Consider the following 23,732-nt stretch of genomic DNA (forward strand, 5'->3'; position numbering starts at 1 on the left):
GAACCGGGTGCGCGAGGCGTGATCGCGAGGCGGCAAGGGTCTTGCCCGCGCCCGACGCCGCGCGCAGGGATGGGCAGGATACGGGGAGGCGATGATGCGGATGGCGACGATCGGGGGACGGCGGGTGATGTTCGTCATGGCGACGGACCATGAATATGGACCTTTTCTTGAAGCGCGCTTCGTGCCGCTGGTGACGGGGGTCGGCCCGGTCGAGGCGGCGATCGGGGTGACGCAGGCGCTGTGCGCGCTGGCGGCCACCGGGGCGTTGCCCGATCTGGTCGTGTCGATCGGGTCGGCGGGATCGCGCACGCTGCCGCTGGGATCGGTGTGGCAGGTGGCGAGCGTGTCGTGGCGCGACATGGACGCGACGCGGATCGGCGTGCCGAAGGGGGTGACGCCGTTCAGCGACCATGCCGCCGAACTGCCGCTGGCGACGCCGATCGCCGGCTGGCCGGTGGCGCGGCTGTCGACCGGCGCGAACATCGTCGGGGGCGATGAGTATGACGCGATCGATGCCGACATGGTCGATATGGAGACCTTCGCGGTGCTGCGCGCGTGCCAGCGCTTCGGCGTGGCGGTGATGGGGTTGCGCGGGATTTCGGACGGGCCGGGCGAGCTGGAGACGCTCGGCGGGTGGACCGCGATGCTGGGGGTGCTCGACGAGCGGCTGGCGGCGGCGGTGGACCGGTTAGGTTAGCGACCGCGCTGACTGGTTCGCCACGAACGTCATCCCGGCGAAGGCCGGGATCTCCCGGTGATGACGGACGGCAGGAGCCGGTTGAGGCCCCAGCCTTCGCTGGGGCGACAATTTGGGTCAGGCCAGATCGAGGAACACCACGCCGGGGATGGCGAGGCGTTCGGGCGTGGTGGTGAGGCGGCCGTCGGCCTCGATTGCGAACACGGTGACGGTGCCGCTGCGTTCGTTGGCGACGAGGAACCGGCGGGCATCCTCCAGCGCGAGGAAGAAGCGCGGCCAGTGGCCGCCGCAGGCGATGTGCTGGATCGGGCGAGCGTCGCCCTTCGCATCAAGGGCGAAGACCGCGATGCTGTCGTGCCCCCGGTTCGAGGCGTAGAGGCGGCGGCCGGTGCGGTCGATCCAGAGATGCGCGGCGGCGGACGCGCCGGTGAAGCCGGGCGGGAGCAGCGACTGCGACGCGCGGGTGGTGAAGCTGCCGTCCGGTTTCGCGTCGAGCGTGACGAGGGTGTTGGCGAGTTCGGTCACGACATAAGCGACCGGCAACCGGGGATGGCGCGCGAGGTGGCGGGGGCCGGAGCCGGCGGGGGCCTGCCACGCGAGGCGGGGCTGCGACGGCGTCGTGCCCTGCATCGTGTAGGCGAAGACCGCGTCGGCGCCGAGGTCGACCGCGTGGAGATAGCGGCCATCGGCGGTGAAGCCGACCCAATGGGCGTGCGGGCCGGCCTGACGATCGACATTCGGGCCGGTGCCCGCCTGCTGGCGGACGACGGGCGCGGCGGGGATGCCGGCGCGGTTCAGCGGATAGACCGCGACCGTACCCGAGGAATAGTTGGCGACGGCGAGCATCCTGCCCGCGCGGTCGATCGCGACATGGCACGGATCGTCGCCGCCGCTGGGCAGGTCGGCGAGGATGCCGCCGGCGCGGTCGGTGGCGATCAGCCGGCCCTTCGCGCTTTCATGGACGAAATACGCCTTGTCGCCGCGCGACACGCCGAACGACAGGTCGGTCAGCTTGCCGATCGGTTCGGCGACCTGCCAGCCGGTGGTGGTCGGTTCGATCGGGTAGAGCCCTGCCCCGCCGCGCGCCGCATAGGTGCCAGCAACCAGCGCCGGGCGGGTCGTGCGGGCGGCGGCGGGCAGGATGGCGAGCGCGGAGGCGGCTCCAGCCCCGGCGAGGACATGGCGGCGGGTGGTCATCCCCGCACCATGCCCCCGACCGGGCGTTCACGCAATCAGGCGGCGGCGAACACGCCGCAGGCGATGCGGCCGCCCGAATTGCCCGACGGATCGGTGCGATAATCGTCGGCATTGGCGTGGATGACGAACGCCGCGCCATCGGCGTCGAGCAGGCCGTCCATCGTGCCCGAGGGCAGCGTGATGTCGAGCGAGCCGCTGCCGTCCGCGCCGATCGTCAGATTGGGGGCGTCGCCGCCGTGCGGGCCGGCGGGGTTGCTGGTCCCGTGCTGGCGCTGGGTCGGGTTCCAGTGGCCGCCGGCGGTGGTGAAATCGGGGCCGTCGCAGCGACCGGTGGTGTGGACGTGCGCGCCGTGGGTTCCCGCCGGCATGTTCCGCGCGACGATGCGGACGCGGATGCCGTCGCCGATCTGCGTCGCGGTGACGGTGCCGACATCGGCTCCGGCGGCGGTGCGCAACGGCGCGGTGGCGCTGCGTCCGGCGGTTTCGCCGGTGGTGGTGGCGCAACCGGCGAGCGCGGTGGCGGCAAGGCTGGTCAGAAGGGTGGCGCGCAGCATCGTTCAGGACTCCCCGTTGGTTATGGAACGCAATGGTTCAGCGGCGTTCGGGTTCCGGCATCGGCCCGGCCAGCAGCAGCGGATCGATCCGCGCGTCGTTCCATTTCATGCCCCAGTGAAGATGCGGACCCGTGGCGCGGCCGGTCGCGCCGATCGCGCCGACCGGCTGGCCCTGCCGCACGCGCTCGCCCGGTTTCACGTCGATCCGCGAAAGGTGGAGGAACGCCGAGTTCAGCCCCATGCCATGGTCGATCATCAGCAAATTACCCTCCAGCGTGAACGGCGCGGGCGCGGCGAGGATCACGACGCCATCGGCGGGGGCGACGACGGGCGTGCCGGTCGGGCGCGCGACGTCGACCCCCGAATGATAGGCACCGGGTTCGCCGGCATAGACCCGCTGCGACCCGAACAGGCCGGAGATGCGGCCGGTCGCGGGCCAGACGAAGCGCTGCCGCCAGCCTGCCGCGTCACTGGCGCGGGTGCGCGCGGCGGCGATCTGCGCCAGTTCGGGAGCGCGGCGACGCTGGAACTCGGCGGACGGTTGCGAGACGCGCGGGAGCGTGGGCAGCCGTTCGATCCGCCACGTGCGCGGGGCCACGGCGAGGGTGCGGGTGATTCGGCGGCCATCGGCGAGCGTCGCGATCAGCGTGGCGGCGGGGCCGGCGTCGCGATCGAACGCGATCACGAAGGCGCGGTCGGGGGCGAGCCGTACCGGCGTGCCGTCGAGCGTCAGCGCGGTGGTGCCGGCGGGTGCCCGGCCGGTCAACACCGCCCCCTGCCCCGGGGTGCCGGTGAGGTCGATCGCGGGAACCGGCGCGGGCTGAACGATCGCGGGCGGGGGGAACGCGATCACTTCGGCGCCAGCGCCTCGGTCGCCGCCTCGGCGGTGGCATAGGCTTCCTGTCGCGGGGCGTTCCAGTATTTCAGGTCGTCGAGCGGGATGCGCGTTTGGCTGACCGCGCAGGTGACGTAGTCGCCGTCGACCAGCACGCGGAAATTGTTGGTGAGATACTGGAGCTTGGCGGGGCGGGCGTCGGGCTTCAACATGGGGCGTTCCGGTGTTGTGGGACGGGCGGGCGTCCAATGGCACTTTCTTGCCCCTCCCTGACAGGGAGGGGTTGGGGTGGGTCGGCCGGTGGCGGGCGTGGCATTTCCTCGCAGGCCGACCCGCCCCCTCCCTTGTCAGGGAGGGGAGTGGTTCGCTTCGGCCTTACAACAGGCTCGGCTGGGTCGGTTCGACATAGGCTTTGGTGCCCGCGCGCTCAACCTTTGCGTCGAGGATGCCGTCGCGGAAGTGGAGTTGCAGCCCACCCGCCGCGCGCGCCTCGGCGGCCGACGCGATCGTCTTGCCACTGGTGCGGGCGACGACGCGGACATAGCCTTTTTGCAATAGATTGTCGGGATTCACGCTGTCGAGCATCCGCGCGGTGCCGTCGAAGCGGGCGCGGGCGCGGGCCAGTGCCTGAGTGAGCATCGCAGGGCGCAGCGCGCCGCCGCGCCGGTCGAGGTCGCGGCGCGCGCCGGCCAGCCGCCGTTCGAGCGCCAGCGACAGCCGGGCGCTGACATCGTCGAGCCGCTGGCGCTGCGGCCCGAGCAGCGCGTCGCGGCGGGGCATCACGCGGACCAGCGCGGCGAGGCGCTCGCTGCCGCGTTCGTGATAGCGGCGGACATAGCGTTCGGTGCGCAGCGACAGGCTGGCGATGGTGTTGGCGAGGTCGGCACGGACCGGCACCGCCATTTCGGCGGCGGCGGTCGGCGTCGGCGCGCGCAGATCGGCGGCGAAGTCGCACAGCGTGGTGTCGGTCTCGTGGCCGACCGCCGAGATGATCGGGATCGGCGAGGCGGCGACCGCGCGGACGACGATCTCCTCGTTGAACGACCAGAGGTCCTCGATCGAGCCGCCGCCGCGCGCGACGATGAGGAGGTCGGGGCGGTAGACGGTGCGGGAGTCGGCTTCCGCTTCCGTCACCCCTGGCTCGTTCCGGGGTCCACCGTTCGGCAGGAGCAACGGCTGCGGCGTTTGCGGATCGGTGGACCCCGGAACAGGTCCGGGGTGACGAAGGGGGGGGCGTGGCGGCAATGCGCCGAAGCCGCGTATGGCGGCGGCGATCTCGGCGGCCGAGCCTTCGCCCTGCACCTTGCATGGCCAGACCAGCACATGGCTGGGGCAGCGGTCCGCCAGACGGTGGAGGATGTCGCGGATCACCGCGCCGGTCGGCGAGGTGACGATACCGATGGTACGCGGCAGGAACGGCAGCGCGCGCTTCTTCTCCGCCGCGAACAGCCCTTCGCCGGCGAGCTTGGCCTTCAATTTCTCGAACAGCGCCATCAGCGCGCCTTCGCCGGCCAGTTCGAGGTGATCGATCACGATCTGGTAGCGCGAGCGGCCGGGATAGGTGGTGAGCTTGCCGGTGGCGATCACCTCGACGCCGTCCTGCGGCGTGAAGGCGAGTTTGCTGGCAGATCCGCGCCACAGCACGCCGTCGATCAGCGCGGCATCGTCCTTGAGCGCCAGATAGACATGGCCCGAGGTCGCGCGCTTGTAGCCCGATATCTCGCCGCGCAGGCGGACGCGGCCAAATTCGCCCTCGACCATGCGTTTAAGCCGACCGGCGAGTTCCGACACGCTTTCGGGGGCAGCGTTGTCGTTGGCGCGCGGCTCGGCTACGAGCCGGCTGGTTGTGAAATCGGGGAAGCGATCGTCCATGAATGTCCTGTTGATCGGATCGGGTGGGCGCGAACATGCGCTGGCATGGAAACTGGCGCAGTCGGATGCCCTCGATACGCTTTATGCCGCGCCCGGCAACCCCGGCATCGGCCGCTGCGCCAAGCTGGTGCCGATCGACGTGACCGATCACGATGCGGTGGTGCGCTTCTGCGGCGAGGCGTCGGTCGGGCTGGTGGTGGTGGGGCCGGAAGCGCCGCTGGTCGCGGGACTGGCCGACGATCTGCGCGCCGCCGCGATCCCGGTGTTCGGGCCGTCGTCGGCGGCGGCGCAGCTCGAAGGATCGAAGGGGTTCACCAAGGACCTGTGCCGCGAGGCCGATATTCCGACCGCCGGCTATGTCCGGGTCAGGACACTGGACGAGGGGGTCGCGGCACTGTCGCCCTTTTCGCTGCCGGTGGTCATCAAGGCCGATGGCCTCGCGGCGGGCAAGGGCGTGACGATTGCGATGGACCGCGCCGAGGCGGAAGCCGCGCTCGCCGCGATCTTTGAACAGCCCGGCGGCGAGGCGGTGATCGAGGAGTTCCTGTCGGGCGAGGAAGCCAGCCTGTTCGTGCTGACCGATGGCGTGTCGCTGATGCCGTTCGGATCGGCGCAGGACCACAAGCGGGTCGGCGACGGCGATGTCGGCCCGAACACCGGCGGCATGGGGGCCTATTCCCCCGCCCCGGTGCTGACTCCGGCGCTGGAGCGACTGGCGATCGACACGATCGTCGCGCCGACGGTCCGGGCGATGGCAGCGCGGGGCACGCCCTATTCCGGGGTGCTCTATGCCGGGCTGATGCTGACCGAGCGCGGTCCGAAGCTGATCGAATATAATGCGCGCTTCGGCGATCCCGAGGCGCAGGTGCTGATGGCGCGACTGGACAGCGACCTGTTGCCGATCCTGCTGGCGGTGGCCGAGGGGCGGCTGGGCGAGGCGGCGGCGCCGGTGTTCGGCGATGACGTCGCCCTGACCGTGGTGATGGCCGCGCCGGGCTATCCCGGCACGCCCGAGACGGGCCGGCCGATCGGCGGGATCGATACGGCAGAAGCGGCGGGGACGACGGTGTTCCATGCCGGAACCCGAAGCGGCGACACGGGCGTTGTGACCGCGGGCGGCCGGGTGCTGGCGGTGACGGGGCGCGGGGCCAGCGTCGCGGCAGCGCAGGCGGCGGCGTATCGCGGGGTCGACGCGCTCGATTTCCCCGGTTTCTGCCGGCGCGACATCGGCTGGCGCGAGATCGCTCGCGAGAACGGACAGGGATAAGGACGGATCATGCAGGACAGCGGCACCACTCCTCTCCAGTCGCCGGGCGTGCTCGGCGTGCTGACGACCGCGCATTTCGTGCTGATCGCGGTGCTGATGGTGCTGACGATCGTCGGCATCGCGTACGGCATGAAGCTGGCGCGCCGGCGGCGCGAGGGCACGCGCGAACTGGAAGAGGCCGGGCATCTGGAACGCACCGGCGACGGCGCGGTCGACGATCCCGATGCGCCAGGCGAAGCGGTGGCGGCACGTGATGCGGTGCCGGCAAGCGCGGACGTGGTGCAAGTGGCCGAGCCGGTGCGCGAGGAGGCCCGGACGGTTGCCCCTGCCCCTGCCCCTGCCCCTGCCCCTGCCCCTGCCCCTGCCCCTGCCCCTGCCCCTGCCCCTGCCCCTGCGCCGGTAGCCGTGCCGGTCGCGGCGCCGGTTGCCGCTCCCGGGGCGCCAGTGACGGAGGCGACCGACCTGACGCTGCTGAAAGGTCTGGGGCCGAAGGTCGCGGCGATGCTGGTGGATCGGGGCATCGCCGACATCGCGGCGCTCGCCCGGCTCGACGATGCGCAGGCGGACGATGTCGCCGCGACGCTCGGCACCTTCGCGCCGCGCATGGCGCGCGATCGCTGGGTCGAGCAGGCGCGCTATCTGGCGGCGGGGGACAAGGCCGGGTTCGAGGCGGTGTTCGGCAAGCTCTGACCCGGAGCGGCTGGCGGTTTGTCCCGCGACCGCCTATCCCCGGCGGATCGTACCGGGGAGAACCGAACCATGTCACCGATCATCACCGCCCTTGCCGTCGCGGTGATGGCGACCGCCGCGCCGGCGCTCGCCGCGCCATCGGCCACCGTGCCGCTCACGGTATCGCCGACCCGGTCGACGACGATGGTGACATGGGTGCCCGACCGGGTGCGCGGTGTCGTGCTGCTGTCGACCGGGCATGGGTCGTGGCCCGAACGCTATGAGGAGGCGGCCGCTGCGTGGCGCAATGCCGGCTTCGCGGTGATCGCGCCGGTGCATGTCGATTCGATGCACTATCCCGATCGCGCGAAGTTCACGATGCAGGCCAGCTTCATGGAGCGCATCGCCGACCAGCGCGCGGCGGCGGCCTATGCCGCGCGGACATGGCCGGGCAAGCCGGTGGTCGCGGCCGGGCACAGCTTCGGCACGCTGATCGCGCTGTGCATGGGCGGCGGGCTGGCGCATATCGCGCCGTTCCGCGAACCGGCGGTGAAGGCGGTGCTGGGCTTTTCCTCGCCCGGCCGCATCCCCGGCCTCATCACCCCCACCGCCTATGCCACCGATGCGCTGCCGATGATGGTCATCACCGGCGATACCGATGTCGTGCCGGGCTTCGTCACCGACTGGCACGATCACCTGTTCCCGGTGCAGAGCGCGCCGGCGGGCGACAAGTTCGCGGTGGTCTATCGCGGCGGCGGCCATGAACTGGTCGGCAAGGCCGATGCGCCGGGCCATGCCGCCGCGATCGCCAACAGCGTGCTGTTCCTGAAAGCATATGGTCTGGACGACAAGGCGGCGAAGCGCACGCTGGCGCGGAAAGCCGACACCGCGCAGGAGGCGTGGACGCGGCGGTAGTAGGAGCCTCCGGGACCCGCACGCAGGCGGGTTCCGGGGCGGTGCCGAGCCGCTATTCGACCTGCGCGACCAGCAGCTTGTCGATCTTGCGGCCGTCCATGTCGACGATCTCGAAGCGCCAGCCCTGTTCGGTGAAATGCTCGCCCTCGGTCGGCAGGTGCTTGAGCACCGCCAGCGCGAGGCCGGCGACGGTCGCGTAATCGCGGTCCTCGTCGAGATCGATGCCGATGCGCTCGGCGAGCTGGTCGGCCGGGGTCTGGCCCGAGACGAGCAGCGATCCGTCCTCGCGGCGGAAGATGTGCGGGTGATCGACCTCGACGTCGGAGGCGAAGTCCCCCGCGATCGCGCGCAGCAGGTCGGCCGGGGTCACGATCCCTTCGAAATGGCCGTATTCGTCGTGGACGAGGCCCATCGGCACGTCGGCGCGGCGGATCGCCTGCAGCGCGTCCATCGCATCGACCTGATCGGGCAGCACCGGCGCCTCGTGGAGCAGCACGCGCAGGTCGAGCACCTCGCCGCGCGCCATCGCGCCGACGATGTCGCGCGCCTGCACAACGCCGATCACCGCGTCGACCGATCCTTCGGCGACGGGCATGCGGGTGTGCGGCGCGGCGGCCATCGCCGCGCGGATGCCGGCGTCGTCGAGCGTCACGTCGAGCCATTCGACGGCGGTACGCGGCGTCATCACCTCACGCACCGGCCGGTCGGCGAGGCGCACGACGCCGGAAATGATCGAGCGTTCATGCTCCTCGATCACGCCCGAGCGGCTGGCCTCGGCGACGAGCAGGTGGAGTTCCTCCGCCGTCACCCGATTTTCCGATTCGCGGTTCATGCGCAGCAGCTTGAAGATCAGCGACGAGGTGGTGTCGAGCGCCCACACGAACGGCGCGGTGATCCGCGACAGGTACAGCATCGGCAGCGCCACCAACACCGCGATCGGTTCAGGGCTGCGCAGCGCGAACTGCTTGGGCACCAGTTCGCCGATCACCAGGCTGGCGAAGGTGGTGATGCCGATCACGACGCCGAAGCCGACGTTGGGGCCGAGCGCTTCCGGGACGCCCAGCAGCACTAGCCGTTCGCCGACCGGCCCGCCGAGGCTGGCCCCCGAATAGGCACCCGACAGGATGCCGATCAGGGTGATGCCGATCTGGACGGTGGAGAGGAATTTTCCGGGGTCTTCGGCCAGCCGCATCGCGGTCTGCGCACCCTTGCCCCCCGATTTTGCCAACCCTTCCAGCCGGGCCTTGCGCGCAGAGACGATGGCGAGTTCGGACATGGCGAACACGCCGTTCAACGCCACCAGCGCGAGGATGATGACAACGTCGAACCAGGGGAAGGGGGAGAGAGGTTCCATCGAACTGCGATCACCCATGCCGCAATGCTGACCCCAGCACAACCGCGCTGTCAGCCTTTGTTCAACCGGAGCATATCAAAACGCAAACGGAACAAGCGCGTGGAAACGGGCGTTCCGGGGGCAACAAACCATTGCTATCATCGTGGAGGACAACATGGGCGGCGCATCGAAATTCTGGGTTGCAGGGGCATTGTCGGCGGCATTGCTGACCGGCGGCTGCGTGACCGATCCCGAAACCGGGGAACGCACCATCTCGCGCGCGGCGATCGGCGGCATCGGCGGCGCGGTGGGCGGCTATCTGCTCGGCGACCTCGTCGGTGGGCGGCGCGACCGGACCGAGAAGATCCTCGGCGCGGGCATCGGCGGCCTCGCCGGGGCCGGGATCGGCGCGTACATGGACAAGCAGGAGCGTGACCTGCGCGCCCGCACCGCCGGCACCGACATCGACGTGACGCGGCGTGGCGATGACCTGTTCCTCAACATGCCCTCCAGCATCACCTTCGCCACCGACAGCGCGGCCGTCTCGTCGCAGTTCCGCCCGACGCTCGACCGGGTGGCCGACGTGCTGCGCGAGTACAACCAGACCTATATTGACGTGTACGGCCACACCGATTCGACCGGGTCCGATGCGTACAACCAAACGCTGTCGGAACGGCGCGCGGCGGCGGTGGCCGATGCGCTGGCCGGGCGCGGCGTGCAGGCGGCGCGGATCGGCACGCGCGGCTTCGGCGAATCGCAGCCGGTCGCGTCGAACGAAACCGAGGAAGGTCGCGCGGAAAACCGCCGGGTCGAGATCAAGATCGTGCCGATCGAGCAGGGCGACCTGCGGTAAGGTTTCGGTTTTCACGAAGGCGGCCTCGCATGCGGTTGGCATGCGGGGCCGTTTTCGTTTTCGCTTCCCGGGGAGTGAGAAGAAGGTTGGTTGGCGCGGAGGCGCGGAGGGGTTTTGCCCGGGGCTTGCGTTGGGTTTCCGTCGTTGGCGCGGCGTTGCCGGGAGTTTCGGAGTCGCGCGGGGTGAGCTTCGTCTTCCCGGCACAGGCCGGAACGCATATTCTCCGAGGCCGAAGCAGGAGGCGCTGGCGTTGCGATTATGGATCCCGGCCTGCGCCGGGATGACGACCATGGCAGGTGTGATGGGTGCAGGCGGTGTCGGGTTATCCCTTCGCGCCTCCGCGTGAACCAAATTTCTGCTATTTGACGAAGCAGGATTTCCCGCAGGCTATCGGCGGCCGGCGAAGAAGGTGCGGAGCAGATCGGCCGACTCGCGTTCGGCGATGCCGCCGTAGATGTCGGGGCGATGGTGGCAGGTCGGCTGGGTGAAGAAACGCGGGCCATGTTCGACCGCGCCGCCCTTGGGATCGCTCGCCGCGTAATAGAGTCGGGCGATGCGGGCATGGGCGATGGCGCCGGCGCACATCGCGCAGGGCTCCAGCGTGACCCACAGGTCGCAGTCGTCGAGCCGGTCCTGCCCGAGTGCTGCCGCCGCCGCGCGAATCGCGAGGATTTCGGCATGGGCGGTCGGATCGCACAAGGCGCGCGGGGCGTTGGCGGCGACTGCCACCACCTCGCCCCGGCGCATCACCACCGCGCCGACCGGTACTTCGCCCGCGCCCGCCGCTTGGGCGGCAGCGGTGAGGGCGTGGGCCATGGGCGTGGCGTCGAACATCACTCCGCCCTGCCATCCGGGCAGGCGGCGCACCAGAGCGTCAGTTGGCGTTGGCGGGCTTTTCGACGCTGATCGCCGGCACCTCGACCGTGCGGTTCACGGTGCCGACCTCGACCTTGCTGACGTCGACGTCGAACTTCGGCGCCTGTCCGCCCTCCACCTTGACGCTGGGCAGCGCGGCGGTGCGGGTCTGGTCGATGCTGATGAAGCCGAGCGCCATGAGTCCGGCGCCGATCAGCGCCACCAGTCCCAGAATTGCCAAAATCACGCGCATGCTCGTCCTCCCACTATATGCCGATCCGAATCGATAGCGTAACAACGCATCGCTCAAGCCGGGGTTGCACCGGCCCGCGACAGGTTGACGCGGGGCCCGGTAATCGCTATCCGCGCCGTCTTTCCGGGGGACTTGCCCCTGCCCAAGAATCAGGATCAACGATCATGTCGCGCATCTGCGAACTGACCGGCAAGGGCCGGCAGGTGGGTCACAATGTTTCCCACGCCAACAACAAGACCAAGCGCACGTTCCTGCCGAACCTGCAGAACGTAACGCTGATGTCGGATGCGCTGGCGCGTTCGATCCGGCTGCGCGTGTCGACCCACGGCCTGCGCTCGGTCGAGCATGTCGGCGGCCTCGACAACTGGCTGCTCAAGACCAGCGACGACGATCTGTCGCTGCGTGCCCGCCGCCTGAAGCGTGACGTGAAGAAGGCGGCGACGGCAACCGCCGCCTGATCTTCTCGACGTTCGACAAATACCAAAACCTCCGAGCGGTGTCGCCGTTCGGGGGTTTTGGTGTGTGTGCTGTATCAGGGCAGGTCGACGCGGAACTTGAGCAGCAGCGAGCGTTCCCAGAATTGCTGATTGTCGTCGGAGGCAATCCACAGGATCGAACGGCCGTTCTCGATCTCCAGCGACAGCGCTTCGAAATTGTCGTGGGCGACGGTCCCCTCGAACCGGGCGATGGTGCGGCCGCGAATGACCGCGCCGGGGCGAAGCTGCGTCAGGTCGGCGATCTGTAGCCGCGCGGTAAAGAGCTGGCGCGGGTCGAAGTCGCGCAACAGAACCAATAGCCGGCCATCGGGCAGCGCCGCCGCGTCGGTGACGCTCCAGCCCTTGTCGGCGACATATTGGAAGCGATACCAGCGCGTGCCCGGCCGGGTCGGGTCGCCGAGAAAATGCAGCGCGGAAAAGCCCGGCTTGCGCGGGAGCATATGGCTTTCGCTCAAGGCCAGCGTCGTGCCGTCGGGCAGCGTCGCCATCGATTCGGGCCCGCTGTTCTCCCACCATTTGCGCATGCCCCGCGGGCGGACCGATGCGAGGGTCGAGGTGAAGCCGGCGTCGTAGCGATAGATCGCATTGGCGCGCTCGAAGCCGACGAGGACGCTGCCGTCGGGGCGGACCGCCATCGATTCGCTGTCGCGGTCCTGCTTCTGCCAGCCGGTGCCGGGACCGCCGGGCAGTTCGGCAGCGGTGGCGTCACGGATGCGCCAGTCGCGCCCCATCGTGAAGCGGACGAGGCCGCCGCCGTCGGACAGCAGCGTGAAGCGGTCGCCCGCGACGTGCATCGACGAAAAGCCGCCGAATGCCGGGTCGTCGCTGTGAAGCTGGACCCCGCCCAGATAGGTGAGCGCGCCGACCCGCCGGTTGCCGCCGCGATCGATCGCGACCGGCGTCGCGCGGATCGCCATCGCGCCGGGGCGCAGCAGCGGCAATCGTTCGGATCCCGACCATCCGGGGACGAGCAGCAGTCCGGCGAGAATGACGAACAAGATCCGCATGGCCTTGCCGTAGTGGCGGGGGCCGCGCACGGCAACTCGCGGCATTGCACAACGGCGCGGCTTGCGCGATCAGCGCTCCCCATGATCCAGCCCGATGTCGTCGACCTGACCAGCCGCCTGCTCGCCTGCGCGAGCGTGACTCCCGCGATCGGCACGGTGTTCGACGTGGCGGAGGCGGCGCTGGTGCCGCTGGGGTTCCATGTCGACCGCTTCATCGTCGGTGAGGCGCCTGACGGGCCAGTCGAGAACCTGCTGGCGGTGCGGGGGGAGCGCGGGCGGCATTTCGCCTTTGCCGGGCACCTCGACGTGGTGCCGCCGGGCGAGGGCTGGCGGGGCGGGCCGTTCGACGGGCGGGTCGAGCATGGGCTGGTGCATGGGCGCGGCGCGGTGGACATGAAGGGCGCGGTCGCCGCGTTCATCGCCGCCGCCGCGCGGGTGCCGGCCGAGGCGGGGATCGTCAGCCTGATCCTGACCGGCGACGAGGAAGGGCCGGCAGTGTTCGGTACGCGCGCGCTGATCGACCGGATGCGCGCGCGCGGCCTAGCCCCCGACCTGTGCCTCGTCGGCGAGCCGACCTCGCAGGCGCGGCTGGGCGATATGGTCAAGATCGGGCGGCGCGGGTCGGTGAATATCTGGATCACCGTGCCCGGGCGGCAGGGGCATGTCGCCTATCCGCATCTGGCCGATAATCCGGTGCCCCGGCTGGTCGCGGCGCTCTCGGCGATCGATGCGGTGACGCTCGATACCGGCAATGCGTGGTTTCAGGCGTCGAACATCGAGATCACCGACATCACCGTCGGCAATCCGGCGACCAACGTGATCCCGGCGCAGGCGAGCGCAAGGCTGTCGATCCGGTTCAACGACGAACAGCGTGGGCATGACCTGATCGAGCGGGTGCGCTCGATCGTGCAGGCGCATGCCCCGGAGGCAGTGGTTGAAGGGCGGGTGTCGGGCGAGGCGTTCCTGACGCCGCCCGGCGCGTTCTCGACGTTGATCGCCGGGGCGATCGAACGACACACCGGGATCATGCCCGAACTGTCGACCACCGGGGGCACGAGCGATGCGCGGTTCCTGTCGGCGCTGTGCCCGACGGTCGAATTCGGGTTGCTGAACGCGACGATGCACAAGGTCGACGAAGCGGTGGCGGTCGACGATCTGCGGCGGCTGGTCGACATCTATGCCGACATCGCGGTGGCGGGGTTGGCGGGGTAATCGCTACCCAGACGTTCGTCATTCCCGCGAAGGCGGGAATCCATAGCCGCCGACGTTTCGGCAAGATTCGCGACCGTCGCGTCTATGGGTTCCCGCCTGCGCGGGAACGACGAAGCGGTGGCGAGGGCGATTCAACGCTCGCGGCGTAGCACCAGATAGAGCGCGCCCTGCCCGCCGTGGCGGGGGTGCGCGGGGCGGATCGAGGCGACGCGGTCGGCGTGGCGGCCGGCCAATATCCAGTCGGTGATCGCCGAGCGGATCGCGCCACGCGCATGGGGCCGTTCCGAATCGGGGCGCGGCGGCTTGCCCGTCACCAGCAGCAGTACGCGGTCGCCGCGCTGGATCGATCGCGCCAGCCCCTGATCGAGCAGCCCGTGCGCCGAGGCCAGCGTATGGCCGTGCAGGTCGAGCGTCGAGTCGGGGATGACCATGCCGCGGGCGATTCGCCGGTCCCAGCTTGCGTCGAGTGTCGGCCCCGGCTGGCGCGCGCGCGTCGGAGCGACGGGTGCGGGAGCGACAGGCGCGCGGACCGGTTTGGGCGCGGGTGCGCCGTGTTTTTCGAGGCGGGCGAGCGGGAGCGGCGCGACACGGGCCGGGTGGAGCGGCTTGATCGCCGAAACCACCCGTGCCCATAGCGCCGCCTCGGCCGGATCAAGGCGTCTGGGTGCCACTGCCGATCCGGGCGAGCGTGCCGAGGGGGAGCAGCAGGAAGGCAGTGCCGCGCGCGCTCATGCCGCCGGCGATCGCGCGCGCTTCGTCGCCCGCGCCCCAGAAGGTGTCGAAGCGATTGGCGCCCTTGATCGCGCCGCCGGTGTCCTGCGCGATCCACAGGCCGGTGGCATCGGTGCGATCCATCGACAGGAATACCGGCGCGCCCAGCGGGACGAACTTCACGTCGACCGCCGCACTCCCCTGCCCCACCACCGGCAGGCCCATCGCGCCCAGCGGACCGGGACCGGTCAGTTCGCGGAAGAACACGAAACTCTTGTTCTCGCGCATGATCGCGCGACCCTCTTCAGGATTCGCGCGGAGCCAAGCCATGATGCCCTGCATCGACGATTGTCCGGGGGCGAGCAGGCCGCGATCCTTCATCAACTTGCCGATGCCGGTATAGTCGCGGCCGTTCTGCCCGGCATAGCCGATGCGCATGACGCCGCCATCGGGCAGCAGCAACCGGCCCGATCCCTGCACTTGGAGGAAGAAAATCTCGACCGGATCGGCGGCCCAGCCGATCTCCAGCCCGCGTCCGGCCAGCGCCCCTTCCTCGATCGCGGTGCGATCATAATAGGGCACGAACTTGCTGCCATCGACGCGGCCACGGATGCGCTTGGCCTTGAGGTCGGTCGAAAACAGGCCGAGGTCGACCTCGATCAAATCAGCGGGGACGCCGTAGATCGGCGTTTCATAGCCGCTGCGCCGGGTGCGCGCGCCGTGGATTTCGGGTTCGTAATAGCCGGTGGCGAACGCCTTGCCGTCGCCGACCTGCACCGTTTCGAACCAGCGGGCAAAGAAGGCGCGGGCATCGGCCGGGTCGGTAACGCGGGCGGCGTCGCATGCCGGCTGCCAGTCGGCACCGCGCGTCAGCCCGGTCGGATCGGTGCGACGGACGAGCGAGGGACAACTGGTGCGGAACGCGGACAGCGCGCGCGCGGCGGTATCACCGGTGATCGGCAGCGTCGCGACCGGCGGACCGGCAACCACGCCGGCAGCGGCGGCGGTCGTCGCACCGGTGATCGGCACGACGCCCAGTACCGGAGGTAGCGGTACGGCGGCAGTCGGCTGGCGCACCGGCACCGGCCGCATGACCGGCGGGCGAGTGGTATCGCGTGTCGGCGGGCGATCGGGTGCCGGACGCGCGCCGATCGTCTCGGCGCCGCGCGGCACGATCGCGTTCGAACAGCCACCCAGCAGCAGCGCTACGGCAAATGCCGCCCATCCCCCCCGGTGCATTCCGATCAGGCTTCGTCGGTATCGGCGAGTTTCCAGTTCGGATCAGCGCTGCGCACCGCACGGGCGAAGGTCCACATGTCGTGGGTTTCGACCGCGTCGGACATCGACCCAGCGATGATCGTGCCATCGGCATCGCGGGTGATCGACGCGATGTCGGCATCGAAACGCACGGTGATGCGGGCGACACCGGCCTCGACCGAGGCTTCGGTAACGGCGGCGCGTTCGATCGTCACCAGCCGGTTGTCGAGGACATGGCCGGCGGCGGTACGCTCAGCGATCGCTTCGACGAAGGCGTCGCGCACCTCGCGTTCGGTCAGCCACTCGAGCGAGTCCTGGTCGCCCTTCCAATAGGCTTCGAGGATCATGCGATAGGCCGACTTTGCGCCATCGAGAAACTGCGCGACGTCGAACGAGGGATCGGCGGCGATCACCGCGCGCAGGCCGTTCTCCGCGCCGGCATCCACCTGACGCGGGCCGATGGCGCGGGGCTCGCCCTGCACCTCGACCGGGCGGGCGACCGGCGGCGTGCCGAGCCGTTCCTCCGCCGCACGCGGCAGCGGTTCGGCCCCGGTGCGCTTGCCGAGGACGGCGTAGAGCCGCATCGCGAGAAACGCGGCGACCATCGCGAGCAGGACGACAAAAACGAGCATGCCTTCAGTTCCTTCCATCCACCCGACATAGGCCCGATCGGGCAGTGTTTCAAACGCCGTCACGCGGACACGGTGTTTGCGCCGGCCGACCCGTTGAATCGCGTCCGCGCCGCTGCTAGTCGCGCCAGCAGTATAGAACGCGGCAAGCGGCAAAGCTTTCCGCCCGACCCGGTCAGGAACACCGAATGGACGAACAGAACGACGCCATCGACCCCCAGGGCTTTCAAGGCGACGACGATGGCCAGCCGTCGGTCAACGTCATCACCCAATATGTGAAGGACCTGTCGTTCGAGAATCCGAACGCGCCCGGCGTGTACCAGATCCCCGGCCAGCCCAAGCTGGACGTGCAGTTCAACATCGGCGCGGCGCAGGTCGGCGACGGCGTGAACGAGGTGGTGCTCAAGATCGAGGCGCGCGCCGAGATCGACGGACAGGTCATGTACCTCGTCGACCTGTCGTTCGCCGGGCTGTTCGCGCTTCGCAACATTCCCGAAGAGCATCTCCAGCCGTTCCTGCTCGGTGAAGCGCCGCGCATCCTGTTCCCGTTCGCCCGCCGGGTGCTGGCCGATGCGGTGCGCGATGGCGGCTTCCCGCCGCTGATGCTGGAGCCGATCGACTTCGCGCAGCTCTATGTGTCGCAGGCCAATGGGCAGGGTGCGATCGGCGAGGTCGCCGGCCACGCCTGATAGCAGCGGCGCGGCGGCGGGACTGATTCGATGAAGCTGGCGAAATCGCTGGGCTCGGTCGGCGGGCTGACGCTCGCCAGCCGGGTGCTGGCGGTGGGGCGCGATTCGTTGCAGGCGACATTCGTCGGCGCGGGGTTCGCCTCGGATGCCTTCCTCGTCGCGTTTCGCCTGCCCAACATGTTCCGCGCGCTGTTCGCCGAAGGGGCGTTCAACGCCGCCTTCGTGCCGCTGTTCAACCAGAAGGTGGCCGAAGGCGATGCGGCCGGCGCGGACAAGGGCCTGCCCGTGGCACTCGCCTTTGCGCGCGATGTGCTGTCGGTACTGCTGCCAGTGCTGATCGCCGCGACGGTGGTGATGCTGATCGCGGCGTGGCCGCTGACCTGGCTGCTGTCGGGCGGGTTCAACGATCCGACGCCCGACCAGTTCGCCTTTGCGGTCACGCTGTCGCGGATCACCATTCCCTATCTGTTGCTGATCTCGATCGTGTCGCTCTTGGGCGCGATCCTCAATTCGCTCGACAAATTCTGGGTGAATGCCGCCGCTCCCATCCTGCTGAACGTGGCGATGGTCGCGGGTCTGTTGTTCTTTCACGGCCCCGATCCCTATGCGACCGCGCGGGTACAGGCATGGTCGGTGACGGCGGGCGGCGCATTGCAGCTCGGCTGGCTGATCCTTGCCTGTCGCCGGTCGGGCGTGTCGCTCAAACCCCGTCGGCCGCGAATGACCGACGACGTGCGGCGGATGCTGCGGCTGATCGTGCCCGCCGCGATCGGCGCGGGGGCGATGCAGGTCAATCTCGTCATCTCGACCGCGCTGTCGGGCAAGCTGCTGGGCGAAGGATCGATCTCGTACATCTATTATGCCGACCGGCTGAACCAGTTGCCGCTGGGGCTGATCGGCATCGGCCTTGGCACGATTCTGCTGCCCACCATTTCGCGGCAATTGTCGGCGAAGAACGATGCCGGGGCGATGGACACGCAGAACCGGGGGATCGAGCTGGCGCTGCTGCTCACCCTGCCCGCGACCATCGCGTTCCTGACCGTCGCCGAACCGATCATCCGCGCGCTGTTCCAGCATGGCGCGTTCGGGCCGGAAGATACGGCGCGCTGCGCGCAGGCGCTCGCCGCCTTTTCGCTCGGGCTGCCAGCCTATGTGCTCATCAAGGTGCTGACCCCGGGCTTCTATGCGCGACAGGATACGCGGACGCCGGTGCGATTCGCGATGATCGCGATCGGGGTGAACATCGCGTTCAACCTCGCGCTGATTCCGACGATCGCGCATGTCGGCCCGCCGCTCGCCACCGCGATCTCGGCATGGATCAATGTCGCGATGCTCTATGTGACGCTCCGGCGGCGGGGGCATTTCGCGCTTGACCGCCAACTTACCCACCGGCTGCCGCGCTTCGCCATTGCCGCGTTGCTGATGGGCGCGGCGCTGTTCTTCGCCGACCGGTTGGTCGCGCCATGGACCACCGGCGCGGTGCTGACCCGGATCATCGGCATGGCCGCACTCGTCGGGGCCGGGGCGGTCGTCTATGGTCTTGCCTGCATGCTCACCGGAGCGTTCCGGCTGACCGATCTTCGCGCGCTGCTGCGGCGGCGCGCCGCTTGAAGGAACTTTCCATGCGTGTCGTCTCCGGCATCCAGACCACCGGCAATCTCCACCTTGGCAATTATCTGGGCGCGATCCGCAACTGGGTGCGGTTGCAGGACCGGATGGGACCGGACGATACCTGCCTGTTTTTCCTCGCCGATCTTCACGCGCTGACGGTGACGCAGGACCCGAAGCTGATGGCGTCGAACACGATCGAGATGGCGGCGACATTGTTGGCGGCGGGAATCGATCCCGACCGGTCGATCCTGTTCAATCAGGCGCGGGTGCCCGCGCACAGCGAGCTGGCGTGGATCCTGGGCGGCACGGCGCGCGTCGGCTGGCTCAACCGCATGACCCAGTGGAAGGACAAGGCCGGCAAGAACCGCGAAGGCGCGAGCGTCGGGCTGTTCACCTATCCGGTGCTTCAGGCCGCCGACATCCTTGCGTACCGGGCGACGCATGTGCCGGTGGGTGAGGATCAGAAACAGCATCTGGAACTGGCGCGCGACATCGCGACCAAGTTCAACCTCGACTTCGGGGTCGAGCTGTTCCCGCTGCCCGAACCGATGATTCCCGAGGACACGCCGCGCATCATGTCGCTCCGCGACGGCACGGCCAAGATGTCCAAGTCCGATCCGTCGGACATGAGCCGGATCAACCTGATCGATTCGGACGAGCTGATCGCGACCAAGTTCCGCAAGGCCAAGACCGATCCCGAGCCGCTGCCCGATGCGGTCGCCGGGCTGGCCGAGCGGCCCGAGGCACGCAACCTCGTCACCATCTATGCCGCGCTTGCCGGGGAGACGTCGCAGGACGTGCTCGACCGGTTCGCGGGACAGGGGTTCGGCGCGTTCAAGCCGGCGCTGGCCGATCTGGCGGTAGCGACGCTGGGGCCGATCCGCGACCGGCTGGTGGCACTGCTCGAGGATCGGGCGGCGGTCGGTGTGGCGCTGGCCAAGGGCGCGGCGAAGGCCGAGGCGCTGGCGCGGCCGACGTTGCGCGCGGCGCAGGAGGCACTGGGATTGCAGGTCTGATCTGCGAATTAACTGTCGCAGGTCAGGCCGCCGCGATAATGAATCCCCCGTTCCGCAGCATCGGGGGAAATGTTCGTGCCCAGCAATACCGTCGTCACTTCAGCCTTTACTGACCAGAAGCCCGGCACGTCGGGCCTGCGCAAGAAGGTGCGGGTGTTCCAGCAGCCGCGCTATGCCGAGAATTTCATCCAGTCGGTGTTCGACGTGGTCGAGGGCAAGGACGGTGCGACGCTGGTGATCGGCGGCGACGGGCGCTATCTGAACCGCGAGGTCATCCAGACCGCGATCCGCATGGCCGCCGCCAACGGGTTCGGCCGGGTGATCGTGGGGCAAGGCGGCATCTTGTCGACCCCCGCCGCCTCCAACGTGATCCGCAAGCGCGGTGCGATCGGCGGACTAGTCCTCTCGGCCAGCCATAATCCCGGCGGGCCGGACGAGGATTTCGGCATCAAGTACAATGTGTCGAACGGCGGCCCCGCGCCCGAGAGCTTCACCGACGCGCTCTATGCCCGCACGCTCGAGATCGACGCGTACGTCATCAGCGACGCCGGCGACGTCGATCTCGATTCGCGGGGCGAGTCGGTGGTCGATGGAATGACCGTCGAGGTGATCGATTCGGTCGCCGATTATGCCGAGTGCATGGAAGAGCTGTTCGACTTCGACGCGATTCGCGCGTTGATCGCCGGCGGGTTCCGGCTGTCGTTCGATTCGATGAGCGCGGTGACGGGTCCCTATGCGACCGAGATTCTCGAACGCCGGCTGGGCGCGGCGGCGGGATCGGTGGTCAATGCCACTCCGCTGCCCGACTTCGGCGGGCATCATCCCGACCCCAATCTGGTCCATGCGCACGAATTGTACGAGCGGATGATGGGCGCGGACGCCCCCGATTTCGGCGCGGCGTCGGATGGCGACGGCGACCGCAACCTCATCATCGGGCGCGGCATCTTCGTCACCCCGTCCGATTCGCTCGCGGTGCTGGCGGCGAACGCGCATCTGGCGCCGGCCTATAAGGACGGGATCGCGGGGATCGCGCGGTCGATGCCGACGTCCGCGGCGGCCGATCGGGTCGCGCAGGCGCTGGGCGTGCCGCTGTACGAGACGCCGACGGGGTGGAAGTTCTTCGGCAACCTGCTCGATGCGGGCCTCGTCACCATCTGTGGCGAGGAGAGCGCGGGGACCGGTTCGAATCACGTCCGCGAGAAGGACGGGGTGTGGGCGGTACTGCTGTGGCTCAACATTCTGGCGGTGCGGCGACAGCCGGTGGCGGAGATCATGGCCGATCACTGGGCGCGCTATGGCCGCAACTATTATGCGCGGCATGATTACGAGGGGGTCGCGCAGGCCGGGGCCGATGCGCTGATGGCGAGCCTGCGCGGGCGGCTGGCGACCTTGCCGGGGACGGCGGTCGGGGCGCTGACCGTGTCCGAGGCGGACGATTTCGCCTATCACGACAGCACCGACGGGTCGGTCAGCCGCAACCAGGGCATCCGCATCCTGTTCGCCGACGGGTCGCGAATCGTGTTCCGCCTGTCGGGGACGGGGACGCAGGGCGCGACGCTGCGCGTGTATATCGAGCGGTATGAGCCGGTGGAGGGTGATCTAGAGCAGGCGACCGGCGACGCGCTGGCACCGCTGGTGGCGGCGGCGGAGACGCTCGCGTCGATTCGCGAGCATACCGGGCGGGATGCGCCGGACGTTATTACGTAAGAAGAAGGTTGGTTCACGCGGAGGCGCGAAGGCGCGGAGGGGGTGCGACTCGGGCATACCCTTCCGCGATCGGGAGACGCCTGCGCTTCCGGCTGCCGATAAGATGAGGCCGCTGGCGCGGGTGCGGTAGCACCGGGCGCAACGCCTCCGCGCCTCCGCGCCTCCGCGTGAACCCATCTTTTACTGGACCACGCAGAGCCACTACCGCTGCGAATCGAGTCGGATCGTCAGCGTGTATGGATTCCGGCCTTCACCGGAATGACGATGGTGGTGGGCGGTCGCCGGTAAGCGGCAGCCGTTACGCTTCGAGCGAGCGCAGCAGCGAGCGGACCGCGCCGTCGATCTCGCGGTCGACGCCGCGCAGCTCCTCGATCCGGCGGACCGCATGGATGACCGTGGAATGGTCGCGGTTGCCGAATTTGCGGCCGATCTCGGGCAGCGAGCGGGTCGTCAGCTTCTTCGCGAGGTACATCGCCACCTGGCGGGGCCGCGCGATCGCCTGTGCGCGGCGCGCCGAAATCAGATCGAGCTGCTTCACCTCGAAATGCACCGACACCGCGCGCTGGATGTCGTCGATCGTCACGCGCCGCGCCGGCCCGGCCAGCATCTCGCCCAGCGTCGCATGGGCGAACGGCATGTCGATGACGTCGCCGGTCAGTTGCGCATAGGCGAGCAGACGGTTGAGCGCGCCCTCCAGCTCGCGCACGCTGCCGCGAATCCGCCCGGCGAGCAGCTCGCGCACATCGGCAGGGACGAGGCCGTCGGCCGAATCGGCCAGCTTGGCGGCGAGAATCGCGTGGCGCAGGTCCTCCTCGGGCGCCTTGATGTCGGCCACCAGGCCGCCGCCGAGACGCGAGACGAGCCGGGGATCGATCCCGTCGAGCAGCGCGGGCGAACGATCGCAGGCGATTACCACGCGCTTGCCGGCGTCCATGAAGGCGTTGATCGTGTGGAGGCATTCCTCCTGCGTCGCGTCCTTGCCGGCGACGAACTGGAGGTCGTCGATCATCAGCAGGTCGACGCCGCGCAGGCGGGCCTTGAAGCTGTGCGTGTCGCGCGCGCGCATGGCGGCGACGAATTCGAACATGAAGCGCTCGGCGGGCAGATAGACGGCGCTGGCAGACGGATCGGCGGCGAGGAAGGCGTGGCCGATGGCGTGCATCAGATGCGTCTTGCCAAGGCCCGTGGCGCTGTGGAGGAATAGCGGGCTGAAGCGTGGCGTGCCGGGTTCGGCGAGCGCGCGCGCGGCGTTGAACGCGACCCGGTTGGAGGCGGCGGTGACGAACGTCTCGAACCGGTAGCGCGGATCGAAGGTCGGGCGCTCTCCCGCCGGGCGCGGCGCGATCGACGGAGCGTAGGGCGGAAAGTCGACATCGTCCGAATCACCCAGCGGCGCGGCGGGGACGATTCGCGACTGGAGCGGGCTGGCGGTTTCGACCAGCACTTCGCGAACCTGTGGCAGCTCGGCGCGGAACGCATGGGTCAGCCGCTCGGCATAATGGTTGCGGACCCAGTCGGTCATGAACGCCGAGGGCAGCGTCAGGCGGATCACCGCGCTGTCGTCGTCGGCGACCAGTTCGATCGGCTTCAGCCAGCGGTCGAACAGCCGCTGTCCGGCGGACACGCGCAGGTTCTGGCGCACGCGGGCCCATGCCGCCGCGACCTCAACCTGACCATGATCCACCGCAATCGTCACCAGACACACCTCACCCGTCCCGGGAAACACAGGGTTCCCGGCCACCAGGACCTTCGTTTCAAAATCCCCCTTCGGTCGCCCGGCGGACGACCGCACGCTTGCATAGGCGTGGGCCCCGCACGTCGCAGATCGGCGGCGGGAGTGCTGTTTAGGAACGGGAGCGGATCGGGATCAAGTCACGAAACCGAAATAAAGCCGGTTGACACGCGCTGCGCCGCAGAACTGCGTCGGATTTATTTCTTGTCGTTCTAAATCAATAACTTACGGTGATATGACGCGTGGGAATCAGCCGAATCCTTGAAATTCCGCCATTTCCTCGACCCGTGATTCGGGGTGGTTTGCGGGAACCGGCGCGGTGTTCCCGAAACGATCCGCAAGGGGTTTCCAAGGGGTAAACGGC

At 69.1% G+C, this 23,732-nt stretch carries 24 protein-coding genes; 11 read left to right on the forward strand and 13 right to left on the reverse strand.

Annotation, left to right across the window (positions count from 1 at the left end; genetic code table 11):
• Positions 1-91 precede the first annotated feature (91 nt).
• Complete coding sequence (locus ASG37_RS06330) at positions 92-697, forward strand: 5'-methylthioadenosine/S-adenosylhomocysteine nucleosidase (protein ID WP_055757054.1); 606 nt, start codon at positions 92-94, stop codon at positions 695-697.
• A 117-nt stretch (positions 698-814) separates the two neighbouring features.
• Here ASG37_RS06330 and ASG37_RS06335 read toward each other — a convergent pair whose 3' ends face one another.
• From ASG37_RS06335 to xseA, 5 genes are all read right to left on the reverse strand, one after another.
• Positions 815-1,894, reverse strand: a complete 1,080-nt coding sequence (locus ASG37_RS06335) for a lactonase family protein (RefSeq protein ID WP_055757055.1) — start codon at positions 1,892-1,894, stop codon at positions 815-817.
• Positions 1,895-1,929: 35 nt separating this feature from the next.
• Complete coding sequence (locus tag ASG37_RS06340; RefSeq protein ID WP_082448614.1) at positions 1,930-2,448, reverse strand: superoxide dismutase family protein; 519 nt, start codon at positions 2,446-2,448, stop codon at positions 1,930-1,932.
• Between the two features lie 37 nt (positions 2,449-2,485).
• Positions 2,486-3,301, reverse strand: a complete 816-nt coding sequence (locus tag ASG37_RS06345; RefSeq protein WP_055757056.1) for a M23 family metallopeptidase — start codon at positions 3,299-3,301, stop codon at positions 2,486-2,488.
• Positions 3,298-3,495, reverse strand: coding sequence for a DUF2093 domain-containing protein (locus tag ASG37_RS06350; protein ID WP_055757058.1), 198 nt, complete (start codon positions 3,493-3,495; stop codon positions 3,298-3,300). Before ASG37_RS06350 ends, ASG37_RS06345 begins: the two co-directional genes overlap by 4 nt.
• 163 nt (positions 3,496-3,658) lie before the next feature.
• Positions 3,659-5,155, reverse strand: coding sequence for an exodeoxyribonuclease VII large subunit (xseA, locus tag ASG37_RS06355; RefSeq protein ID WP_055757060.1), 1,497 nt, complete (start codon positions 5,153-5,155; stop codon positions 3,659-3,661).
• Between xseA and purD the strand changes: the two genes are divergently transcribed.
• The 3 genes from purD to ASG37_RS06370 all read left to right on the forward strand — a co-directional run bounded on the left by purD (position 5,154) and on the right by ASG37_RS06370 (position 8,006).
• Positions 5,154-6,422, forward strand: a complete 1,269-nt coding sequence (gene purD / locus ASG37_RS06360) for a phosphoribosylamine--glycine ligase (RefSeq protein WP_055757062.1) — start codon at positions 5,154-5,156, stop codon at positions 6,420-6,422. The genes xseA and purD overlap by 2 nt on opposite strands.
• A 9-nt stretch (positions 6,423-6,431) precedes the next feature.
• Positions 6,432-7,112, forward strand: coding sequence for a hypothetical protein (locus ASG37_RS17890; protein WP_055757064.1), 681 nt, complete (start codon positions 6,432-6,434; stop codon positions 7,110-7,112).
• A 69-nt stretch (positions 7,113-7,181) separates the two neighbouring features.
• A complete protein-coding gene (locus tag ASG37_RS06370) occupies positions 7,182-8,006 on the forward strand; it encodes a serine aminopeptidase domain-containing protein (RefSeq protein ID WP_055757066.1) in 825 nt (274 codons plus the stop codon).
• A 52-nt stretch (positions 8,007-8,058) separates the two neighbouring features.
• Here the strand turns inward: ASG37_RS06370 and ASG37_RS06375 are convergent, their stop codons facing one another.
• The gene (locus tag ASG37_RS06375; protein ID WP_055757069.1) at positions 8,059-9,360 is read right to left on the reverse strand and encodes a hemolysin family protein; all 1,302 of its coding nucleotides are present in this window, start codon (positions 9,358-9,360) and stop codon (positions 8,059-8,061) included.
• Between the two features lie 154 nt (positions 9,361-9,514).
• On the opposite strand from ASG37_RS06375, the gene ASG37_RS06380 reads away from it, so the two are divergent.
• Complete coding sequence (locus ASG37_RS06380; RefSeq protein WP_055757071.1) at positions 9,515-10,192, forward strand: OmpA family protein; 678 nt, start codon at positions 9,515-9,517, stop codon at positions 10,190-10,192.
• Positions 10,193-10,579: 387 nt separating this feature from the next.
• Here ASG37_RS06380 and ASG37_RS06385 read toward each other — a convergent pair whose 3' ends face one another.
• A complete protein-coding gene (locus ASG37_RS06385; RefSeq protein ID WP_055757419.1) occupies positions 10,580-11,008 on the reverse strand; it encodes a nucleoside deaminase in 429 nt (142 codons plus the stop codon).
• A 58-nt stretch (positions 11,009-11,066) separates the two neighbouring features.
• The gene (locus tag ASG37_RS06390; RefSeq protein WP_055757072.1) at positions 11,067-11,300 is read right to left on the reverse strand and encodes a hypothetical protein; all 234 of its coding nucleotides are present in this window, start codon (positions 11,298-11,300) and stop codon (positions 11,067-11,069) included.
• A gap of 164 nt (positions 11,301-11,464) precedes the next feature.
• Between ASG37_RS06390 and rpmB the strand changes: the two genes are divergently transcribed.
• A complete protein-coding gene (gene rpmB / locus ASG37_RS06395) occupies positions 11,465-11,758 on the forward strand; it encodes a 50S ribosomal protein L28 (RefSeq protein WP_055757074.1) in 294 nt (97 codons plus the stop codon).
• A gap of 74 nt (positions 11,759-11,832) precedes the next feature.
• Here rpmB and ASG37_RS06400 read toward each other — a convergent pair whose 3' ends face one another.
• Positions 11,833-12,804, reverse strand: a complete 972-nt coding sequence (locus tag ASG37_RS06400; protein WP_055757076.1) for an esterase-like activity of phytase family protein — start codon at positions 12,802-12,804, stop codon at positions 11,833-11,835.
• An 81-nt stretch (positions 12,805-12,885) separates the two neighbouring features.
• Between ASG37_RS06400 and dapE the strand changes: the two genes are divergently transcribed.
• Complete coding sequence (dapE, locus tag ASG37_RS06405; protein WP_055757078.1) at positions 12,886-14,016, forward strand: succinyl-diaminopimelate desuccinylase; 1,131 nt, start codon at positions 12,886-12,888, stop codon at positions 14,014-14,016.
• 131 nt (positions 14,017-14,147) lie between these two features.
• Here the strand turns inward: dapE and ASG37_RS17895 are convergent, their stop codons facing one another.
• Genes ASG37_RS17895 through ASG37_RS06420 form a run of 3 tightly spaced genes read right to left on the reverse strand, consistent with a single transcriptional unit; the run spans position 14,148 to position 16,616 of the window.
• Positions 14,148-14,687, reverse strand: a complete 540-nt coding sequence (locus tag ASG37_RS17895; protein ID WP_055757080.1) for a Smr/MutS family protein — start codon at positions 14,685-14,687, stop codon at positions 14,148-14,150.
• Positions 14,668-15,966: a murein transglycosylase A gene (locus ASG37_RS06415; protein WP_055757083.1), complete on the reverse strand. Its 1,299-nt coding sequence runs from the start codon at positions 15,964-15,966 to the stop codon at positions 14,668-14,670. The genes ASG37_RS17895 and ASG37_RS06415 overlap by 20 nt, the downstream gene beginning before the upstream one ends.
• A 5-nt stretch (positions 15,967-15,971) precedes the next feature.
• On the reverse strand, positions 15,972-16,616 hold the full coding sequence (locus tag ASG37_RS06420; RefSeq protein WP_156349266.1) for a Tim44/TimA family putative adaptor protein: 645 nt from the start codon (positions 16,614-16,616) through the stop codon (positions 15,972-15,974).
• Between the two features lie 185 nt (positions 16,617-16,801).
• On the opposite strand from ASG37_RS06420, the gene secB reads away from it, so the two are divergent.
• The 4 genes from secB to ASG37_RS06440 all read left to right on the forward strand — a co-directional run bounded on the left by secB (position 16,802) and on the right by ASG37_RS06440 (position 21,636).
• Complete coding sequence (gene secB, locus ASG37_RS06425; protein ID WP_055757085.1) at positions 16,802-17,302, forward strand: protein-export chaperone SecB; 501 nt, start codon at positions 16,802-16,804, stop codon at positions 17,300-17,302.
• A gap of 30 nt (positions 17,303-17,332) precedes the next feature.
• Complete coding sequence (murJ, locus tag ASG37_RS06430) at positions 17,333-18,913, forward strand: murein biosynthesis integral membrane protein MurJ (protein ID WP_055757087.1); 1,581 nt, start codon at positions 17,333-17,335, stop codon at positions 18,911-18,913.
• Positions 18,914-18,924: 11 nt separating this feature from the next.
• The gene (trpS, locus tag ASG37_RS06435; RefSeq protein ID WP_055757088.1) at positions 18,925-19,929 is read left to right on the forward strand and encodes a tryptophan--tRNA ligase; all 1,005 of its coding nucleotides are present in this window, start codon (positions 18,925-18,927) and stop codon (positions 19,927-19,929) included.
• 69 nt (positions 19,930-19,998) lie between these two features.
• A complete protein-coding gene (locus tag ASG37_RS06440; protein ID WP_055757091.1) occupies positions 19,999-21,636 on the forward strand; it encodes an alpha-D-glucose phosphate-specific phosphoglucomutase in 1,638 nt (545 codons plus the stop codon).
• A 298-nt stretch (positions 21,637-21,934) separates the two neighbouring features.
• On the opposite strand, the gene dnaA is transcribed toward ASG37_RS06440, so the two are convergent.
• Entirely contained in the window at positions 21,935-23,332 is a 1,398-nt protein-coding gene (gene dnaA / locus ASG37_RS06445) for a chromosomal replication initiator protein DnaA (RefSeq protein WP_235525315.1), read from the reverse strand.
• Positions 23,333-23,732: the final 400 nt, after the last annotated feature.

It is taken from the genome of Sphingomonas sp. Leaf407 (assembly GCF_001425385.1).
In the GTDB taxonomy this organism is placed as follows: Bacteria; Pseudomonadota; Alphaproteobacteria; order Sphingomonadales; family Sphingomonadaceae; genus Sphingomonas.

Bases quoted from the DNA above. Each gene is read 5' to 3' on its own strand.
- ASG37_RS06385 (WP_055757419.1), bottom strand. From the start codon at position 11,008: ATGGCCCACGCCCTCACCGCTGCCGCCCAAGCGGCGGGCGCGGGCGAA.
- ASG37_RS06340 (WP_082448614.1), bottom strand. From the start codon at position 2,448: ATGCTGCGCGCCACCCTTCTGACCAGCCTTGCCGCCACCGCGCTCGCC.
- ASG37_RS06420 (WP_156349266.1), bottom strand. From the start codon at position 16,616: ATGCTCGTTTTTGTCGTCCTGCTCGCGATGGTCGCCGCGTTTCTCGCG.
- ASG37_RS06390 (WP_055757072.1), bottom strand. From the start codon at position 11,300: ATGCGCGTGATTTTGGCAATTCTGGGACTGGTGGCGCTGATCGGCGCC.
- ASG37_RS06400 (WP_055757076.1), bottom strand. From the start codon at position 12,804: ATGCGGATCTTGTTCGTCATTCTCGCCGGACTGCTGCTCGTCCCCGGA.
- dapE (WP_055757078.1), top strand. From the start codon at position 12,886: ATGATCCAGCCCGATGTCGTCGACCTGACCAGCCGCCTGCTCGCCTGC.
- ASG37_RS06335 (WP_055757055.1), bottom strand. From the start codon at position 1,894: ATGACCACCCGCCGCCATGTCCTCGCCGGGGCTGGAGCCGCCTCCGCG.
- ASG37_RS06350 (WP_055757058.1), bottom strand. From the start codon at position 3,495: ATGTTGAAGCCCGACGCCCGCCCCGCCAAGCTCCAGTATCTCACCAAC.
- xseA (WP_055757060.1), bottom strand. From the start codon at position 5,155: ATGGACGATCGCTTCCCCGATTTCACAACCAGCCGGCTCGTAGCCGAG.
- ASG37_RS06415 (WP_055757083.1), bottom strand. From the start codon at position 15,966: ATGCACCGGGGGGGATGGGCGGCATTTGCCGTAGCGCTGCTGCTGGGT.
- trpS (WP_055757088.1), top strand. From the start codon at position 18,925: ATGCGTGTCGTCTCCGGCATCCAGACCACCGGCAATCTCCACCTTGGC.
- purD (WP_055757062.1), top strand. From the start codon at position 5,154: ATGAATGTCCTGTTGATCGGATCGGGTGGGCGCGAACATGCGCTGGCA.
- ASG37_RS17890 (WP_055757064.1), top strand. From the start codon at position 6,432: ATGCAGGACAGCGGCACCACTCCTCTCCAGTCGCCGGGCGTGCTCGGC.
- ASG37_RS06380 (WP_055757071.1), top strand. From the start codon at position 9,515: ATGGGCGGCGCATCGAAATTCTGGGTTGCAGGGGCATTGTCGGCGGCA.
- ASG37_RS06440 (WP_055757091.1), top strand. From the start codon at position 19,999: ATGTTCGTGCCCAGCAATACCGTCGTCACTTCAGCCTTTACTGACCAG.
- ASG37_RS06370 (WP_055757066.1), top strand. From the start codon at position 7,182: ATGTCACCGATCATCACCGCCCTTGCCGTCGCGGTGATGGCGACCGCC.
- murJ (WP_055757087.1), top strand. From the start codon at position 17,333: ATGAAGCTGGCGAAATCGCTGGGCTCGGTCGGCGGGCTGACGCTCGCC.
- ASG37_RS06375 (WP_055757069.1), bottom strand. From the start codon at position 9,360: ATGGAACCTCTCTCCCCCTTCCCCTGGTTCGACGTTGTCATCATCCTC.
- ASG37_RS06330 (WP_055757054.1), top strand. From the start codon at position 92: ATGATGCGGATGGCGACGATCGGGGGACGGCGGGTGATGTTCGTCATG.
- secB (WP_055757085.1), top strand. From the start codon at position 16,802: ATGGACGAACAGAACGACGCCATCGACCCCCAGGGCTTTCAAGGCGAC.
- rpmB (WP_055757074.1), top strand. From the start codon at position 11,465: ATGTCGCGCATCTGCGAACTGACCGGCAAGGGCCGGCAGGTGGGTCAC.